This is a genomic window from Congregibacter sp., from assembly GCF_045107095.1.
Classification (GTDB): domain Bacteria; phylum Pseudomonadota; class Gammaproteobacteria; order Pseudomonadales; family Halieaceae; genus Congregibacter.
In genome coordinates this window covers 60611-80300 of the sequence record NZ_JBGCFU010000035.1, presented here as the reverse complement: position 1 = coordinate 80300, position 19690 = coordinate 60611, and the positions used below count along the sequence as shown (strand labels likewise).

12 protein-coding genes are annotated in these 19690 nt (G+C 54.8%); 1 reads left to right on the top strand and 11 read right to left on the bottom strand.

From position 1 onward, the window contains the following. Nucleotides 1–22: 22 nt before the first annotated feature. The 10 genes from hemE to AB8B76_RS06535 all read right to left on the bottom strand — a co-directional run bounded on the left by hemE (nucleotide 23) and on the right by AB8B76_RS06535 (nucleotide 13921). Nucleotides 23–1090, bottom strand: a complete 1068-nt coding sequence (gene hemE / locus AB8B76_RS06580; protein ID WP_405271220.1) for a uroporphyrinogen decarboxylase — start codon at nucleotides 1088–1090, stop codon at nucleotides 23–25. A gap of 79 nt (nucleotides 1091–1169) precedes the next feature. Next, nucleotides 1170–2591, bottom strand: a complete 1422-nt coding sequence (locus AB8B76_RS06575) for an FAD-dependent oxidoreductase (RefSeq protein ID WP_405271219.1) — start codon at nucleotides 2589–2591, stop codon at nucleotides 1170–1172. 22 nt (nucleotides 2592–2613) lie between these two features. Then, on the bottom strand, nucleotides 2614–7056 hold the full coding sequence (gene gltB / locus AB8B76_RS06570; RefSeq protein WP_405271218.1) for a glutamate synthase large subunit: 4443 nt from the start codon (nucleotides 7054–7056) through the stop codon (nucleotides 2614–2616). A gap of 154 nt (nucleotides 7057–7210) precedes the next feature. Beyond that, a complete protein-coding gene (gene aroB, locus AB8B76_RS06565; protein ID WP_405271217.1) occupies nucleotides 7211–8308 on the bottom strand; it encodes a 3-dehydroquinate synthase in 1098 nt (365 codons plus the stop codon). A gap of 30 nt (nucleotides 8309–8338) precedes the next feature. Further along, entirely contained in the window at nucleotides 8339–8851 is a 513-nt protein-coding gene (gene aroK, locus AB8B76_RS06560) for a shikimate kinase AroK (protein WP_405271216.1), read from the bottom strand. A gap of 82 nt (nucleotides 8852–8933) precedes the next feature. After that, nucleotides 8934–11120, bottom strand: a complete 2187-nt coding sequence (gene pilQ, locus AB8B76_RS06555) for a type IV pilus secretin PilQ (RefSeq protein WP_405271215.1) — start codon at nucleotides 11118–11120, stop codon at nucleotides 8934–8936. 19 nt (nucleotides 11121–11139) lie between these two features. Further along, complete coding sequence (locus tag AB8B76_RS06550) at nucleotides 11140–11673, bottom strand: pilus assembly protein PilP (protein ID WP_405271214.1); 534 nt, start codon at nucleotides 11671–11673, stop codon at nucleotides 11140–11142. Next, nucleotides 11673–12287: a type 4a pilus biogenesis protein PilO gene (locus AB8B76_RS06545; protein ID WP_405271213.1), complete on the bottom strand. Its 615-nt coding sequence runs from the start codon at nucleotides 12285–12287 to the stop codon at nucleotides 11673–11675. Before AB8B76_RS06545 ends, AB8B76_RS06550 begins: the two co-directional genes overlap by 1 nt. Before the next feature lie 3 nt (nucleotides 12288–12290). Beyond that, entirely contained in the window at nucleotides 12291–12857 is a 567-nt protein-coding gene (locus AB8B76_RS06540; RefSeq protein ID WP_405271212.1) for a PilN domain-containing protein, read from the bottom strand. After that, the gene (locus AB8B76_RS06535; protein WP_405271211.1) at nucleotides 12857–13921 is read right to left on the bottom strand and encodes a pilus assembly protein PilM; all 1065 of its coding nucleotides are present in this window, start codon (nucleotides 13919–13921) and stop codon (nucleotides 12857–12859) included. The genes AB8B76_RS06540 and AB8B76_RS06535 overlap by 1 nt, the downstream gene beginning before the upstream one ends. Before the next feature lie 216 nt (nucleotides 13922–14137). On the opposite strand from AB8B76_RS06535, the gene AB8B76_RS06530 reads away from it, so the two are divergent. Then, complete coding sequence (locus AB8B76_RS06530) at nucleotides 14138–16576, top strand: penicillin-binding protein 1A (RefSeq protein ID WP_405271210.1); 2439 nt, start codon at nucleotides 14138–14140, stop codon at nucleotides 16574–16576. Here the strand turns inward: AB8B76_RS06530 and AB8B76_RS06525 are convergent. Beyond that, nucleotides 16561–19689: an efflux RND transporter permease subunit gene (locus tag AB8B76_RS06525; RefSeq protein ID WP_405271209.1), complete on the bottom strand. Its 3129-nt coding sequence runs from the start codon at nucleotides 19687–19689 to the stop codon at nucleotides 16561–16563. The two genes, AB8B76_RS06530 and AB8B76_RS06525, sit on opposite strands and share 16 nt — an antisense overlap. Between the last annotated feature and the right edge of the window lies 1 nt (nucleotide 19690).

Below are 19690 nucleotides of genomic sequence, written 5' to 3'. Positions count from 1 at the left end.
GGCCCTGCTGCGACGACTAAAATCAGTCGCGGTGGTACTGGGGCGACAACTCAATCACTGCATCTACAAAGGCCGTCACATGATCGGGGTTTACGCCCGGAGTGATGCCGTGACCCAGGTTGAAGATGTGGCCACTGCCGTGGCCAAAGCCTGCCAGAATGCTCGCTACTTCCTCACGAATACGCTCAGGCGATGCAAATAGCATCATCGGATCCATATTGCCTTGCAGCGCTACTCGATCACCAACCAGCTTCTTCGCGGTCGAGATATCTGTGGTCCAGTCAATACCTACAGCCTGCGCACCACAATCAGCAATAGTCGGCAGCCACTGCCCACCACCCTTAGTGAAAACAATCACCGGGACAGGGCGGCCATCAGCCTCCCGAGGCAAGCGAGACACGATACGCTGCATGTATTTAAGAGAGAACTCTTTGTAAGCGGCCGCACTCAGGCTGCCACCCCAGGTATCGAAGATCTGCAGAGCCTGCGCGCCGGCTTCGACCTGCGCGGTAAGGTAATCGGCAACAGCATCCGCCAGTAGGGTCAGCAGTTCGTGCATGAGCTCCGGCTGATCGTAGGCCATGGTCTTCACCCGAGAGAAATCTTTGGAAGAACCTCCCTCAACCATGTAAGTCGCCAAAGTCCAGGGTGAGCCAGAAAAACCAATAAGCGGTACAGAGCCATTCAGCTCCTTGCGAATGGCGCTGACCGCATCCATCACGTAACCCAAATCATCACTCGCCTTAAAAGAGTTGAGTCCCGCTAGATCCTCGGCGCTGCGTACGGTTTTTCTAAACCGCGGTCCTTCACCGGTCTCAAAGTAAAGTCCAAGACCCAAGGCATCAGGAATCGTCAGAATGTCAGAAAACAGAATCGCCGCATCCATCGCGTAGCGACGCAGTGGTTGCATAGTTACTTCGCAAGCAAGCTCAGTGTTTTTACACAAGTCTAAAAACGATCCAGCTTGCTCTCGAGTAGCACGATACTCAGGCAAGTAGCGGCCTGCCTGGCGCATCATCCACAAAGGCGTGCGATCAACAGGTTGGCGCATCAGGGCACGCAGAAAACGATCGTTCTTCAATTCACTCATTGTTATTTTTTCCTCAGTCGGCCGCTTATAGCCGGCGATTCACAAAATTCATGCTATGTGTCATTGCTGATCAGGGTCGCTAAACTTCAAGATAATCGAGAATGCCCTCAGCTGCCTGGCGCCCTTCCCAGATAGCGGTAACCACCAGATCTGAGCCGCGCACCATGTCGCCGCCAGCAAAGACTTTGGGGTTAGTCGTCTGAAAGCCAAACTTTTGATGTTCTTGTGCAACCACCCCGCCCCACTCATTTACGTCGACACCCACATCGTCAAACCACGGCGCCGGGCTTGGCTGAAAACCAAATGCCATGATGATGGTATCGGCTTCCAAAACCTCTTCGCTACCAGGAATAGCTTCCGGGCGACGACGTCCATCAGGGCCCGGTTCACCCAAACGGGTCTGAACGGTTTTGACACCACAGGCATCGCCAAAGTACTCGACGACTTCTACGGGCTGACGGTTAAACAAAAACTCCACGCCCTCTTCCCGCGCGTTAGCAACTTCTTTTCGCGAGCCGGGCATGTTCACTTCATCCCGTCGGTAAGCACAAATCACATGCTCGGCCTGTTGACGCACGGCGGTACGCACGCAATCCATAGCGGTGTCACCACCACCGAGTACAACGACGCGCTTACCTTTGAGGTTTATGTAGGCATCTGGATGCTGCTCAAACCCTAAATTATGGTTCACGTTGCCAATAAGAAAATCCAAGGCTTTGTACACTCCCGGCAAGTCTTCACCGGGGAAGTTTCCGCGCATTGGCTTGTAGGTGCCCATTCCCATAAAGACCGCGTCGTACTCCTGGAGCAGCGTGTCCATGCTGATATCGCGACCGATTTCCGTATTTAGCTGAAACTCCATGCCCATCTCGGTGAAAATCTCGCGACGACGCATCATGACCTGCTTCTCGAGCTTGAACTCGGGAATACCAAAGGTCAGCAAACCGCCAATCTCGGGATAGCGATCAAAGATCACCGGCTTCACACCCGCGCGCACCAGAATGTCTGCACAGCCAAGCCCGGCAGGGCCCGCGCCGATAATAGCCACGCGCTTATCGGTAGGAACCACGTCCGAAAGATCCGGCCGCCATCCCATGGCAAAGGCGGTATCGGTAATGTATTTCTCTGCGGATCCAATAGTCACGGCACCAAAACCATCATTCAGGGTGCAGGCGCCCTCGCACAAACGATCCTGAGGACATACTCGACCGCAGACTTCGGGGAGGGTATTGGTTTGGTGGCTCAACTCCGCTGCTTCAAAGAGGTTGCCGTCGGTGACCAGCTTCAGCCAATTCGGGATGAAGTTGTGTACCGGGCACTTCCACTCACAGTAAGGATTGCCACATTCCAGACAGCGATCGCTCTGATCCTCTACCTGGGCTTTGGTAAAAGGATCGTAGATTTCCACGTACTCGGTTTTACGGGCAGGCAGATTCTTTTTATCGGGGTCAGCACGACCGACATCGATAAACTGAAAATTGTTACTTACGCGTCCACTCATTGAGGTCGCTCCAGCGTGTTTCCTAGTCTGTTTCTCGCAGGCGGCTCAGCAGCTGCTGAAGATCGGCGGCCTTGGGTTTAACCAGCCAGAACTTACCTACGTAGTCTTCAAAATTTTCCTGGATCTCACGACCCCAGGAAGAACCTGTCTCTTCCACATGCTGGTTGAGAATATCCAGCAAGTGGGTTCGATAGGCTTCCATGTACTCGGAACTCACGCGATGAATCTCTACCAGCTCGCTGTTATAGCGGTCGATAAACTGTCGCTGCTGATCAAGTACATAGGCAAAACCACCGGTCATACCCGCACCAAAGTTCACACCCGTATCTCCAAGAACCGTGACACAGCCACCGGTCATGTATTCGCAACAGTGATCCCCGGCGCCTTCAACTACGGCGTGGGCGCCAGAGTTACGCACGGCGAAACGTTCTCCCGCGATGCCCGCGGCGTAAAGCGCGCCGCCGGTAGCACCGTACAGGCAGGTGTTACCTATAATGGTAGTTTCTTGAGAGGCATAGCGACTATTTGCCGGCGAATAGATGACCAGCTTGCCGCCAGCCATACCTTTACCCACGTAGTCGTTACTGTCTCCCTCGAGATACATATGCAGGCCGCCGGCGTTCCACACGCCAAAGCTTTGTCCTGCGGTTCCCGTGAGCTTGAGCACCAGCGGCGCATTCTCCATACCCATGTTGCCGTGACGTCTGGCAATCTCGCCAGAGAGTCGTGCGCCGATAGAGCGATCGCAGTTGGTCACGGTGAACGCATACTCTCCGCCACTTCCTGATTCAATGGCTGACAGCGTCTCCGCCAGCATAGCCTCGGCTTTCTCACCGCGGTCAAAAGGATCGTTAGAGGCGACCATGCAAAATTCTGGCTGCCCTTCAGCGTCTTCTGACTTATGCAGAATAGGTGCGAGATCCAGCGATCGCTGTCTCGCAGTATCCCCCGGCAAACGGTGTAAAAGATCCGTGCGACCGATCAACTCTTCCAAAGATCGCATACCCAAACTTGCCAACCACTCGCGAGTTTCTTGAGCGACGAAGGTAAAGAAATGCACCACCATTTCCACGGTGCCGTTGAAGTGATCATCGCGCAGATGTTCGTTCTGCGTGGCAACACCGGTAGCGCAATTGTTTAAATGGCATATGCGCAAATACTTACAGCCTAGGGCCACCATGGGCGCCGTACCAAAACCGAAGCTCTCTGCGCCGAGTATTGCGGCCTTCACAACATCCAAGCCCGTCTTCATGCCGCCGTCAGCCTGCAGCCGAACGTTGCCACGCAACCCGTTACCCCGGAGTGTTTGCTGCACCTCCGCGAGGCCCAACTCCCAGGGGGAACCCGCGTGACGAATAGAGGTTAAGGGGCTTGCAGCAGTTCCACCGTCATAGCCACTAATGGTGATCAGGTCCGCATAAGCTTTCGCCACACCCGCGGCAATGGTTCCAACGCCAGGCTCAGAGACCAGTTTTACCGATACCAGCGCGGTGGGATTGACCTGTTTTAGATCAAATATCAGCTGTGCGAGATCTTCGATAGAGTAGATATCGTGATGGGGTGGCGGCGAAATGAGCGTCACTCCGGGTACGGAGTAGCGCAATCTGGCTATCAACTCGTTGACCTTGCCGCCGGGGAGCTGACCGCCCTCGCCAGGCTTGGCGCCCTGAGCCACCTTAATCTGCAGCACTTCAGCGTTAACCAGATAGTGCGGGGTCACGCCAAAGCGGCCCGAGGCAATCTGCTTGATCTTGGATACTCGCTCGGTTCCAAAACGCGCGGGGTCTTCACCGCCTTCACCGGAATTTGAGCGAGCGCCTACACGATTCATGGCCGCAGCCAAAGCCTCATGCGCCTCAGGACTCAAAGCACCGAGGGACATACCGGCCGAGTCAAAGCGCTTCATGATCGCCTCAACCGGTTCCACCTCATCGATGGGAATCGGGCCTTCACTGGCCACTGGCGTAAACAAGTCACGCAGTGTTGCAACCGGACGTTCGTTCACCAGCTTTGCATAGCTCTGATAATGTCTGTACTCGCCCGTAGACACCGCTTGCTGGAGAGTCATAACCACATCGGGGTTGAACGCGTGGTATTCCTGCCCATGGACGTACTTTAAAAGCCCGCCCTGGCTAATACCTTTGCGATTGCTACTTGCCAATCTTGCGAGTGCTTCGGAGTCTTCCTGCAGGTCGACAAAACGCGCTCCCTCGATTCGGCTCGCCACACCGCAAAAAGCCAGATCGATCACTTCCCGTGACAAACCCACGGCTTCAAAGAGCTGCGCACCGCGATAGGAACTCACAGCGGAAATGCCCATCTTGGACATGATCTTAAGTAGGCCTTTGTTCAGGCCGCGACGATAGTTTTTGTAGCAGGCGCCGGGCTCACCCAAGAGCTCTCCGTTGCGCAAGAGCTCTTCGAGCACAGAGTAAGCAAGATAGGGATACACCGCCGTAGCACCGAAGCCGAGCAAGCAGGCAATCTGGTGCGAATCTCGGGCGCTCGCGGTTTCTACCAATAGATTGGCATTACAGCGCAGACCTATCTGAATCAGGTGGTGATGCACCGCGCCCGTGGCCAACAAGCTGTGCACGGGCAAGCGGCCCGCTTCGATGCGTCGATCTGACAGCAGCAAAATGGTTTTGCCGTCGCGCACGGCCTTCTCGGCCTGCTCTTTTAGTGCCTCGACGGCACTCCGTAAATCGGTTTCTTTGGGGTCAAAGCTGCAATCAATATCCGCCACGTGAAATCCGGGACGATCCAGATTTATCAGTGTGTTGAACTTGCCCTGCGACAACACCGGGGACGTCAATATCACCCGATCCGCATGTTCCGGGCCCAGATGGAACAGATTGCGCTCCACACCGATGGCGGTTTCCAGCGACATAACAATCGCTTCGCGAAGGGGGTCGATGGGTGGATTAGTAACCTGAGCAAACTTCTGCCTGAAGTAATCGTAGAGCGACCGCTGCTTGAGCGACAGCACCGCCATAGGGGTGTCATCCCCCATGGAACCTACAGCTTCATTTCCGGACTCAGCCAAAGGACGAAGAACCTGTTCCCGCTCCTCGAAGCTGACCTGAAACATCTTCATGTAAGCCTGCAAGTCTTCCGGCTCGATGCCCTGTGTACCCTCGCCGTGAAAACTCCCCACGATGCGCTGGGAGCTTTCTTTTAGCCAACGCTTGTAGGGGTGGGCTGATTTAAGTCGATTGTCGATCTCATCGGTTTGCAAAAACTCACCGGTATGAGTATCGATGACCAGTAACTGACCGGGCCCCACCCGGCCCTTGGCCACCACATCTTCATTGCGGTAATCGTAGGTGCCGATTTCCGATGCCACCGTGATAAAGCCATCGGTGGTACGCACCCATCGCGCAGGACGTAAACCGTTTCTATCCAGCAGGCACACTGCGTAGCGACCGTCAGTAAGTACGATCCCCGCCGGTCCGTCCCAGGGCTCCATATGCATGGAGTGATATTCGTAGAAAGCCTTGAGGTCCGGGTCAATAGACTCGATGTTCTGCCAGGCAGGCGGAATCAACATGCGCAGAGCCCGGGGCATATCAACGCCACCGGTAAGCAATACATCCAGCATGTTATCGAGGCTAGAAGAGTCGGAACCGCTGCGATTCACAAGAGGGGCGATATCCGCGATGTCCGGTAAGCGATCGTTTTCAAACAGGGCCGTACGAGCGGTGGCCCAGTTCCGGTTGCCATCAATGGTATTGATCTCACCGTTGTGCGCCAGCAGCCGGAAAGGCTGAGCCAGGGGCCAACGGGGCATGGTGTTAGTAGAGAAACGTTGGTGGAACACACAGATAGCGGTGCACAGACGCTCATCAGAAAGATCGTGATAGAAGCGTGGCAAATCCACGGGCATGACCAGGCCCTTGTAGGCGATCACCCGCGAAGACAGGCTGCAGATATAAAACTCCGGATCGTCTGCGGTGGCCATTTCGGTTTTACGGCGCACCACAAACAAGGCCGTAGATAGCTGGTCCTGAGTTAAGTCACCGGCGTCAATAAACACCTGCTCAATGCGCGGCAAGCCCGCCAGTGCAATCTCGCCGCAGACCGCGGTATCTACCGGCACTTCTCGCCAGCCCAGAACCTTAAGGCCTTGGTCTTTTAGGGCTGCCTCCAGCGCATCGCGCCCAGCCTGAGCGGGCGCCGCATCCTGATTAAGAAAAATCTGCCCTACTGCAAGACGACCAATGCCGTCGGCATCGAAGTGCTCTTTGGCCAGCGCGCGCATAAACGCCTCGGGCATTTGCATCAGCAAGCCACAGCCATCTCCCGTCCGGCCATCAGATGCGATGCCGCCACGGTGGGTCATGCACGTCAGGGATTCGATAGCTACCTGTAACAAACGGTGGCTCGCGTCGCCCGAGGTGTGCGCGATAAGACCGAATCCGCAGTTGTCGCGGACTTCCTCAGGTCTGTATAGGCCTGCGCTCATACTCTGGTTGTATTCCTTACAAAACAATTACTTGGGTCCGCTCTTAAGCTCAAACGACGGCTAAAAGCGTCAGTCGATACCTGCTGCTGCGAGGTCTTTCCTGCAGGCGGGGGGGAGCAAGTTTACACAGATGCTAAAAGGGGAACAAACCCGTTTATGAGGGGGCAAAAGTAGCTAGAAAGCTCTCTAGTTCGGCTTGGGGAAGATCGTCGACAATACAAGCTTTGCCTATCTCATCAAGGAGCACGAGTCGTAAGCGGCCATCGACTACCTTTTTGTCCCGCAGCATGTGCTGAGTCCAAGTGCTTATCGGCATACCCCCCGGAGGCGCTGTCGGTAGGTTCATAGCTTCAAGCCAATGTACAAGTCGATCGACATCCTGATCGGTAATCGATCCACGGCTTGCTGAAAGCTGTGCCGCGAGAACCATGCCGGCGGCTACGGCCTCTCCATGAAGCCAACTGCCATAGCCTTGCGCAGCCTCGATAGCGTGTCCAAACGTATGCCCGAGATTGAGAATGGCGCGAACGCCGCCCTCGCGCTCATCTTCTGCAACCACCCGAGCCTTCGCCGCACAGCTGCGCTTGATGGCTTCAGAGAGCACGACTTTGTCGCGGGCGACAAAGTCATCTTTATGCTGATGTAGCCACTCGTAAAACGCGGGGTCACAAATCAACCCGTACTTGATGACCTCGGCAAGCCCTGCTGCATACTCCCGCGCTGGCAAACTATCCAGAACATCAGGATCAATAAAAACGGCCTGAGGCTGATAGAAGGCACCTATCATGTTCTTGCCCAAAGGGTGATTAACGCCGGTCTTACCGCCCACACTGGAATCCACTTGGGCCAGCAGGGTGGTGGGTATCTGAATAAAGTGCACACCTCGCTGATAGCTTGCTGCAGCGAAACCGGCCATATCGCCCACGACTCCTCCGCCGAGGGCAATAAAGCTGGTGCTGCGGTTGTGATTGTCGGTCAACGCGGTATCAAAAATCTGCTCCAAATTAGCGAGAGTCTTGTGCTCCTCACCATCGGGTAAAAGCACCTGAGACACCTTGAGAGAAGAATCCAGTCCCGAAAGCAGCCGCTCAATGTATAGCGGAGCCACGGTGGTGTTGCTGATAATGACAACCTGCTTACCCTTGATATGACGATTCAAGCGCACAGGATCATCCAGCACCCCGCTCTCTATATAGATGGGGTAGCTACGCTCACCAAGCTGGACATTTAAAGTCGTGTTGAGGGTACTCATGTACGAAAACCGCGCTAAAACTTTGGCGCGCTAAGGTAACTGCGCAAGGAGTCTCTGTGCAATAACCTTAGGGCTAGTGCTGTCGGTATCGATAACATGATCTGCAATATCTCGATAAAAAGGATCACGAAGCGCAAACAACTCCCGCAGCTTTGCTTCAGGGTCATCGCCATTCAGCAACGGGCGGCTGCGGTCCCCGCGCGTTCTGCGTATTTGCTCGTCCAAGGTTGCGTGCAGATAGATAACAAAACCGCGAGACCCAAGGACTCGACGGTTTGCCTCGCGCATAACAACGCCACCGCCGGTGGCAAGCACTGTGTGGTCAAGGAGTGTCATCTCATCGATGACAGATTCTTCACGATCACGAAAACCCTCTTCGCCCTCAACGTCAAAGATCCAGGCGATATCAGCGCCCGTGCGAGATTCTATTTCGGAGTCGCTATCTGCAAAGCCCAGCTTGAGCCCTCTTGCCAGCAATTTACCAATCGTCGTTTTTCCCGCGCCCATGGGACCCACAAGAAACACGCGGTTGTAGTTGGTCACAGAGGGTTACTCACAACGAGTGATTCGAAGGGAGCTGATCACGAGCCCAGTGCCGTCAATTGCTGGCAGCACTGGACGCGCATCAATCGAGCAATGTGTCGGCGAGGATCCGTGGCGTTATAAAGATCAGTGTTTCGGTCTTGGTCCGCTGACTGGACTCGTTGCGGAACAAAGCGCCTACGTATGGCAGGTCACCGAAGAACGGTACCTTGCTGGTCGTCTCGAGGTTCTCTGTCCGGAATACGCCACCCAGAACCACCGTCTCACCGTTACCCACCAATACCTGGGTGGTGAGCTGAGTCGTATCAATCGCAGGAATCAGACCACCCTGCCCAGACGGCACGAGGTCACCTACAGAATCCTGATTGATAATCAGGTCAAGCAGAATGCGATCATCAGGCGTTATGTTAGGCGTCACATCCAGCTTCAATACCGCTTCCTTAAACTGTACTGCGGTTGCACCACTGGCCGCCGCCTGCTGGAACGGAATCTCCGTACCTGACTTGATCGTCGCGGGCTGCTTATCGCCAGTAATGACTTTTGGCTGCGAAACCACCTCACTCTTACCTGCCGCTTCCAGAGCCGAGAGCTCTGCGGTCAGGAACAGCTCGCTCGACGTAAAGCCCACGGCAAAGCCGCTGGTTGCACTGCCTGAACCGAGGTCAACGAGCAACGCGCCGGGGTAAGACAGGTCAGGCTGCGTGCCGTTGATTACTGAGTTATTTAAATTGACGGCATTCGCGGAATCGCCAGACACAGACAGGATGTTGCCGTTCGCGTCGGGATCGAGGTAACCACCGCCCCACTGAATGCCCAACTCTTTCTCAAGGTCAGACTGTGCGATCACAATGCGCGACTCAATCATCACCTGACGAATGGGGATATCTACTCGATCAATGAGCTCACGAATCTCGGCTAACTTTGAAGAGGTCTCTGTCACGATTAGCGAGTTGGTGCGCGACTCGACAATCACTGAACCGCGCGTCGAAATAAGGCTGCCACCGTCTTCAGAACCCGCCTGAAAGAGACCCACAATATCCGCTGCATTGGCGTAGCGAATACGGATGAATTCACTGGCTAAAGGTGCGAGTTCAGCGATCTGCTTGTTAGCTTCAATCTCCTGACGCTCACGCTCCGCGATCTCCGCAGCGGGCGCAACCATCAGCACGTTACCTATCTGACGCTTATCCAAACCCTTGGTCTTGAGAACCAGTTCCAAAGCCTGATCCCAAGGGACGTTCTTCAGACGCAAAGTGATACGACCCGAAACCGTGTCGCTCGCTACAAGGTTCAGCTCGGTAAAGTCAGCGATCAACTGCAATACCGCGCGTACTTCAATATCCTGGAAGTTCAGAGAGATGCGGTCGCCCACGTAGGCAAACTCGTTGCGTCGCTCTTCCGCTTCTTTCTTACTAAGCGGTTTGATGCTAACCACGTACTCGTTATCGGTTTGATACGCCAGATAATCAAAAGGCCCCGCTGTCTTGAGCGTCAGCGCTGTGCCTCTCTCAGAAGTATTTACATCAACACTATTTACAGGGGTTGCAAAGTCAGTGACATCGTATCGACGCAGTAGTCGCTCTGGAATATCCGTATCGAGAAACTCGACCTTAATGTCGCCGCTCTCACTGAACACATTGACATCAACTGAAGGGTCCGTGAGCTGAAGAATGAGTCTCCCCTCTCCGTCAGGAGAACGCTGAAACTGAAGATCGGAGATGCTGGAGCGTACATCCGCTACGGCTTCTATCTTGGTCTTAACCGAATTAGCGTCGCTTTCTTGCTTGAAATACTCGGCGTCAGCATCCTGACCAACGGTCAAAAACAGGCTGTTGCCGTCAACACGGGTCTCGTAGGGAACGAGCTTGACGAGATTGAGTACCAGACGCGTACGGTCACCGGACTCCAGTACTAAAACGCCGGTGGCATTGCCGTAGGGCAGGCTGTAACGGCGACGCTCGAGCTGTGAGGTCGTGTTGGGGAAATCAATAGAAATTCGGGCAGGCTTCTCAATAGTGTAAGACTGAAGCTCAGCAGGTGGCGCTTCATCAAAGTCCAAACGTACTTCAAACTTGCTGCCGGGTCGCGAGCTAAACTCGATATCCGTGACCGCCGTTGCAAGTGCCTGAGTGCTGCCCCAAAAGGCAAACAATACAGCCGCTACACGAAGGGCAGGCCGGCTCAGAAGGTTGCGCCACGCCGCTCCGCTAGCGCGTTCACGCTCCGCGTTCACAGCCATCTCAGCCCTCGCAGTTTGATTTCCATTCATGGTCTTCACCCAGGGCGACCTACAAGCCGCTCAGTTCTATGGTGCGCGGTCGCTCTACCCAACCGTCGCTTGTGCCGTCCGTAACAATTTCCACCACGGCCAAATACGTATCTGTCATCTCAACAATCTTGCCGTGATTGCGGCCAAGAAAGTTGCCAACCTGTACTCGATGAATGCCCCCTTCGGGGTCTTTAACGAGGGACCAGCTGTTAACGCCTCTATCGAGCGTACCCACCATTGAAAGCGAGTCGAAGGTGTACTGCTCGAGAAACTCCTTGGCACGATTATCGTCAGGCTTGATAGCGCTGATGGATTGCAGCTGCGTAATTTCCCGAACCTCAATGGGCCGGTCAAAAGGACTGCGCAGTCGCGTAGCGCTGTAGGCAAACGCTTCGTAGGCCTTAAATGTGGGGATCGGCGCGATAATGCCACCGGGGCGTGCGCGCTTCTCTGCCATGAAACTATCGAGATCGGAAAAATCCCGCGAAGTACACGCAGCCATGGACAGAACGAGTGGCAAGAGCAGTGCCAGACGCATTTGCACTTTCATCATCAGCCCTCCCCGTCCTTATAACGATAGGTCTTGGCGGTAATGTTCATGCTCAGTGCGGCAGAGTTCTCGCCGTTTGCACTAATCGTGAAATCGTGGAGCGTTACGATACGTGGCAATCCAGCCATGCCGCTCACAAAAGCCCCTAAATCGTGATAGGAACCGCTCGCCACGATGGCAATGGGCAACTCCACATAAAACTCTCGACTCACCTCGGGCTGCAAATCGATACTGCTGATAGCAAGACCGTTCAAAAGTCCCTTATTGGTAATATCTTCCAGGAGCCCCGGCACTTCAGTATCAGATGGCAGCTGACTGATTAGCGCACCAAACGATTCTTCCATTTCCGCCATCTGCCGGCGGTATGCGTCCAGGTTCGCAACCTGAAAAGCTTTTTTCTCGTAATCCTGCTTGAGGGTCGACTCGCGACTCTGCACGCTCGCAAGCTGCAGCTGCAAATCCTTGATGTGGTAGTAGTAGCCGCCCACAAGAACGAGGGCAAACAGCAAAATACACAAGATGGTCTTAACCACCACCGGCAGAGAGCCGATGTTATCGAGGTTAATGTCATTGACATCAAACTCCCGGAGCGAACGCAGCGTGTCATCTAACGCCATCGATCAATCCCCCGACTCATTGTCTTTAGCGGGTAAGTCCACCTTCACACTGAGATCGAAGGTGTTAGCCTGATCACCATAGGTGGGAGCTGCTCGAACAGCATCCAGATTCGGCTCTTTCAACCAATCCGAAGCATCGAGACGACGCATCAAACTGGACACTCTATTATTCGACTCCGCTACACCCTTGACGCTGAGGTCCACGTCCCGCGCACTCACATTGGTATAGAAAACGCCGTCGGGTACTGTCCGTACCAGCTGGTCAAGAACACGAACAATAATCGGTCGGTTGCCCTGCAACTCCTGAATAACCCGCATGCGCTCAATAAGCTGATTACGCTTACGCTGCAGGTCTTTGATCTCTTCTACCTGCTTATCCAGCTCGCGGATATTGGAAGCGATGTAATCGTTGCGTGCTTTCTGGCTATCGATCTGAGAGTTTACGAAGCGATCCCCCAGCATCACCAGAATCACCGCCGCCGCGGCTACCAAGCCCAGAATACTCAGGAAGGCACGCTTGAGTTCCTCGCGCCGGGCTTCTCTCCAGGGGAGTAAATTAATACGCGCCATTAATCGAAGCTCCGCAGCGCCAGACCACAGGCAATCATCATCGCTGGTGCATCACTGCCCAGAGCCACCGCATTCACACGAGGAGAAATGGTCATTTCGGCAAAGGGATTCGCAACTACCGTGGGTGTTCCCAGCTGCTCTTGAACCAGCTCCGACAGGCCATCCATAAAGGACACACCGCCCGCCATGATGATGTAGTCCACGTCGTTGTACTGGCTCGAAGAAAAGAAAAGCTGCAGCGAGCGAGTAACCTGCTGAACCACTGCATCCCGGAAAGGATTTAGCAGTTCTGGCTCGTAGTCATCGGGCAGACCGCCTTGCTTCTTAGCAAGACCGGCTTCTTCAAGAGGCAGTCCATAGCGACGCATAATTTCGTCCGTGAGCTGCTTGCCGCCAAACAATTGCTCGCGGGTATAAATAGTATTGCCGTTCTTTAACACGCTGAGGGTTGTCATCGTCGCGCCGATATCAACGATCGCAACAACGCTGTCTTCTTTAAGCTCCAGATGCTCGCGGATGAGCGAGTAAGACCGCTCCATCGCGTAGGCCTCAACATCAACGACCTTGGCCTCTAAATCGGCGGACTCTATTGCTTCAACCCGAAGGTCAATGGTCTCGCGTCGGCATGCCGCTAAAAGTACCTCGACCATATTCTCGCGCTCTGCGGAGGGGTTCTGCACTTCAAAATCAAGCGCCACCTCCTCAAGCGGGTAGGGAATGTATTGATCGGCTTCCAGGGTGAGCTGAGTCTCCATCTCGTCGTCAGAGAGGCCCACGGGCATATCAATCAGTTTGGTAATCACCGACGACCCGGCGACAGCGGCCGAAACCAGCTTTAACTTCGAGCGCGACTGCGCCACCACGCTGCGCACAGCATTGGCTACGCCATCCACGTCATTGATGGCTTTCTCAACTACAGCATCCTGGGGAAGCGAACAAACCGCATAACTTTCTACGCGGTACTTGTCCCCAGTTCGACTGAGCTCCAACAGCTTGACCGTCGTGGAGCTAATATCGATCCCCAACAGCGGCGTCTGCTTACGTTTTCCTAGCAACCCAAGCAAGTCGTTTTCCTATAAGTTTCACGGACTTAGCTTTACTTTGTGTTCTTATACTTCAATATTAAGCGTTAAGATAGCCTACAATGCAATCAAAACACAAAAAAAGCATATAATTACCATCAACAAACATCCACAGTCTTGCACGAAATACGCTGAAATCACCGCACAAACAGGTGCTTTACGGCGAACTCGAGTGAACAACACTACTCCGGAGACACTGTGAAATTGCTGCGCTGGCCCCTGCGCCTTACGGTGCTGGGCTTTTTTGGTGGCTGCTGGCTATTTGCCGGCATCTACTTATATCTCAGTCCCAATCTCCCTGATGTGGAGACCCTTCGTGACGTTCGCCTGCAGACGCCCATGCGCGTGTACACGCGCGACGGCGATCTCATCGGCCAGTTTGGTGAGCAAAAGCGTAACCCCCTTACTTACGATCAGATACCCCAGCAGTTTGTGCAGGCTTTGCTTGCAGCTGAGGACGACGGGTTCTTCTCTCACGGCGGTATCGATTTTGGCGGTTTACTGCGCGCCGTATCCGAGCTCGTTCTCACTGGCCAGAAGGGTTCCGGGGGCAGCACGCTCACTATGCAGGTCGCTCGTAACTATTTCCTGACCCTCGATCGCACCTTCATGCGCAAGTTCAATGAAATTCTCCTCGCTATCGAGATCGAGCGCCGGCTATCGAAAGAAGAAATCTTCGAACTCTATGTCAATCGTGTGTTTCTGGGGCACCGCTCCTACGGTTTCGAAGCTGCCTCTCAGGTGTACTACGGTAAAGGCATCGGTGAACTCAGCCTTGCACAACACGCGATGCTTGCAGGCATCCCAAAGTCACCATCACGCAACAACCCAATCAGCGGTCCCGAGGCCGGTAAGGACCGGCGGAACTGGATCCTCCGTCGAATGCTGACACTGGGGTACATTGATCAAGCAGCTTACGATAAAGCCGTCCCCATGCCCGTTGTCGCAACACAGCATGGCGCACGTATCACTCTCGAAGCCCAATACGCCGCAGAAATGGCGCGCCGCCAAATGGTCGAGCGCTACGGGATGTCGGCCTATAACGAAGGCTATAGCGTTTACACCACCCTGGACGGCGATCTGCAGCAAGTGGCCAGCGCTGCGGTTGTTGATGGACTGATCACCTATGATTCTCGCCACGGATACCGCGGACCAGAAAAACAATTACTCGAGTCGGAGTTAGCACCTGACGCCCCCCTCCCACTGCAGGATTGGCTAGCCACACTTACAGACACTCCGGTTATCGCAGGACTGGAGCCGGCGGTCGTCACAGTTATTGACGACACGGGTATTTCGGTCTTGCTCAGTAACAGCAAGCAAGCGCGAGTAGAGTGGGAAGACGGATTACGCCAGGCACGACCCTACATCAGCGAAGATCGCATGGGCTCAGCTCCCGCAGTGCCGGCCGATGTTGTGGCCCTCGGTGACCTGATTAGAGTGAAGCTTACGGATGAGGGGACATGGCGTTTTGCTCAGGTACCCGATGCTCAGGCGGCTTTGGTCTCGCTGAACCCCAATAACGGTGCCATCGTCAGCCTCGTTGGCGGGATCGGCTTTGAGAAAAGCAAGTTCAATCGTGCCACTCAGGCGCAGCGTCAACCCGGCTCGAACCTCAAACCATTTTTGTACAGCGCGGCTCTGGACGCGGGCTTCACTGCCGCAAGCATTATTAATGATGCTCCCATCGTGATGCAGGATCGGTCACTTGAGGGCGTTTGGCGGCCTGAAAACGATAGTGGCAAATTCTTCGGACCCACCCGACTACGCTGGGCGCTGACGAAGTCGCGCAATCTGGTCTCCATTCGCTTACTTCAGCAATTAGGCATCCGTCGGTTTATCAATTATGCCGACCAGCTGGGCTTTGATACCGAGGATTTTGCGCCGGATCTTTCTTTGGCGCTGGGCACGCACGCCATGAACCCTCTGGAAATCGCCGGGGCCTACGCAATCCTTGCCAACGGCGGCTATCGGGTAGAGCCCTTTCTCATTGAGCGCATCGACAATCTCGCGGGGGAAGAAGTCTTCCAAGCACGCCCTCCCACCGTGTGCCAGGACTGTGACGACAACAGCACGAACACTGGTGGTGGCGACAGCGGCGAAGAGTTATCTATGGAAGAAATTCTGTCTGCACAGGAAGACGCCCTGCCCGCTCCAGAGCGAGTTATGGATGAACGAGTCAACTTCATTGTGAACAGCATCCTCCAGGACGTGATTAAAGAAGGTACGGGAAGGCGTGCGCTGGTACTAAAGCGCGACGATCTCTCTGGCAAAACGGGTACCACCAACGGTCCTATGGACGCATGGTTCTCTGGCTATAACCCGGACGTAGTTACCACCACCTGGGTCGGCTTTGATAACTACACACCGCTTGGGCGCCGGGAATTCGGTGGCACCGCAGCACTGCCCATATGGATCAATTACATGCGCGAAGCCCTTGCGGGTCTTCCCGAAAATCCACGCAAGCTCCCGCCGGGCATCAGCTATGTGCGCATCGACCCGGAGACCGGGCTTCTAGCCACGAGCGATCAGCGCAATGCGATTTTTGAGTACTTCCGCAACGAAAACTTGCCTGCAGAAGGCGAAGGAGACGGCGCCGGCCCCAAAGGGACCGACGAGCTGATTCAGGAGATTTTCTGAGCCTCGGCAGGGGGTGCATCGCCACGCTCTGCTGCAAGTTCGCGCATTTCCCGGGCAATAGACTCTGGAGAACCGGTGCCCCTCGCAACGATGCTGTAAATCGCCGGTACCAGATAGAGCGTAAACAACGTCGCCACACTCACGCCGAATAGCACAACAATTCCCAGCACGTTTCGGCTCATGGAACCCGGGCCTTCCATCAACACCAGTGGAAGCGTGCCCACAATGGTCGAAACCGCTGTCATAAGCACGGGCCGCAAACGCAGCACCGAGGCTTTAACAATAGCCTCACCAAACTCCCAACCCTCATCGCGGACCTGATTAATAAACTCCACAAGGAGGATGCCGTTCTTGGTGGCAATACCGATCAGCATGAGTAAGCCAATCTGACTGAACAGATTGAAGCTTTGCCCGGTTAAAAATAGGCCTAGCAATCCGCCCCCCAAAGCGAGAGGCACGGTGACCATAATGACCGCCGGATGGACGAAGCTCTCAAACTGCGCCGCCATGACCAAAAACAACACCAACAGCGCCAAGCCGAAGGCAAAGTAAATGTCACCGGAGGATTCTTTGTAGTCCAGAGACTGTCCTTTGTAATCAACCTTCGCATTCGTCGGAAGATTGTCATCGACGGTCTGCTCTAAAAATGCCAGAGCATCCCCCAGACTCACATCCCCCGAAAGAGTCGCGTTAATAGTTACCGCCCTTAGTCGGTTGTAGCGCTGAAGCTCGGCTATACCCGCGACATTGTCCGCATCAAGAAGATTCGAGAGCGGGATAAGCTCACCACTGGCACTGCGAACGCGAACATTGCCGATGTCGTCTGGCGTCGCTCTTTGATTGTCCTGCAGCTGAACAATGACCGGATACTCCTCCTGGTCCACGGAATAGGTCGTCACTTCCTGCTCGGTCATCAGCGCCTGCAGCGTCTCTGCTACGTCACGGGCGCTCACGCCCAAAGAAGCTGCTCGCGCAGTATCAATACGCAGATGTACCTGCTGCTGAGTTTCCTTAAGATCCGAGTTCAGCATGCCGAAGAGGCCACTCTTACGCGCCTCGTCCATGACGATATCCCGCCACTCGGCGAGGGTCTGATAATCCGGACCCTGAAGCACAAACTGCACGGGGGTATTCGGGCCTCGCTGGCCCAGTCCCGCCGGTACAAAAGTCATGACGCGGATTCCCGGCACATCTCGCCAGGTCGCAGCCATCTGATCGCGAAGTTCAAAAGCGCTGTAGTCGCGCTGATCCCAGGGCACCATGGAAACACGCGAGAAAGCCGTAGACGTCGATGTGGAATTACGAAAAGGCGCGACAAACAGAACCCGTGTGAGCGACCCAGCCTTCTCAAGTTCCAGCAGCGGCGGCTGCAGCTGTTCGATGATTCCCCGCATGGATTCTATGTTGGTGCCTTCCTGAGTGTTGATGATGGCCATGATCTGATCTTGATCTTCAACGGGCACATATTCCTGCTTAAGCTGCTGAAACAGGAGAGGCAGCATCACAAAGGCCAAGGCCGCAGCCACCAAAGATATCCATGCGTGGCCCAGCAGAAAACGCAGGCTGGTTTCGTATCCGGATCGCAGCTTTGTCATCGCTGCCTCGACAGCCCTGTCGAGAAAACTATGCGACGTCTTACGGCGTAACACCTGGCTACACAGCATGGGAACGAGGGACAAGGCGAGGACCGACGAGATACAAACGGCGACAGAAATAGTTACCGCCAGCTCCACAAACAAACGCGAAGACGCATCCTGTAAGAACACCACGGGGCTAAACACTGCCAACAACACCGCCGTTGTTGCTATAACGGCAAATCCTACTTGCTGAGCCCCACCCGCCGCTGCGAGTAATGGCGGCTCACCGTCTTCTACCCTGCGGAAGATGTTCTCCAACACCACGATGGCATCGTCGACTACCAACCCTACGGCCAACACCATGGCCAGAAGCGTAATGAGATTCAGAGAATAACCCATAGCCTGCAGCGCAATAACCGCGCCCAGCAGCGATACCGGAATACACACCACTGGAATAAGAGTAGCCCTGATGGTTCCGAGAAACAGCAGGATCACAAAGGAAACCAAAGCAATAGTGAGCGCAATAGTTGTGTAGACGCCATTAATGGCAGCGCGAATAAAAGCTGAGGCATCACCGGAAGAAGCGACAGCCATGCCATCGGGGAGGTCGTCATCTATCGCGCGCATCTCTTTTTGAACCTTATCGAGAACCTCTACGGTGTTGGCATCGGATTGCTTCACAACACCCACAGACACACTGTTTTCGCCGTTTGAGAAAAACAGTCGCCGACGAGTGGAGGGCCCCTCTTCCACACGCGCCACCTCTGCAAGACGCACCAGATGGCCGTCGTCACCGCGACGTACAACGAGACGACGGAAATCCATAGCGCTGCGATAACTGCGTTCAACGCGCACGGGGAGCTCCATGTATTGGGAGTCCAATCGACCCGCAGGCAGCTCCACGTTTTCCTGACGCAGGGCGGCCAGAACATCACTCACAGCCAGTTGCCGAGCACTCAGCTTCTGACGATCCAGCCAAATTCTCATAGATCTGGGCGCACCGCCGAAGACCCGTACCGATGCGACACCGGGAAGCACTGCAAAACGATCAACGATATAGCGCTCGGCATAATCGGTGATGTCCATGGGCGACATGCCCTCACCGGCCACGCTGATGTAAACGAGGGGTGTAGTTTCGCTGTCGGCCTTGGTCACCTGGGGTCGCTCGGCCTCCTCGGGGAGTCGGCGACTGGCACGAGACACGCGGTCTCGCACGTCGTTCGCGGCTGCGTCTATGTCGCGACCCAACTCAAACTCCACGGTGATCGTGGATCGTCCATCGGCACTACTACTGCGGATAGTGCGTATGCCCTCAATACCACCGATCTCATCCTCAATGGGCTGAGTAATCCGTGTTTCGACCACATCTGACGCTGCGCCCTCGTAGTTCGTCACGATGGACACCTGCGCGGGAGACATATCCGGATACTCCCGCGTCGACAGCTGCAAGAAAGCCATCACGCCGAAGGAGACAAGCAACAAAGCAATGACCGTGGCAAAGACGGGGCGCTGTACAGAAATTTCAGGAAGTCGCATC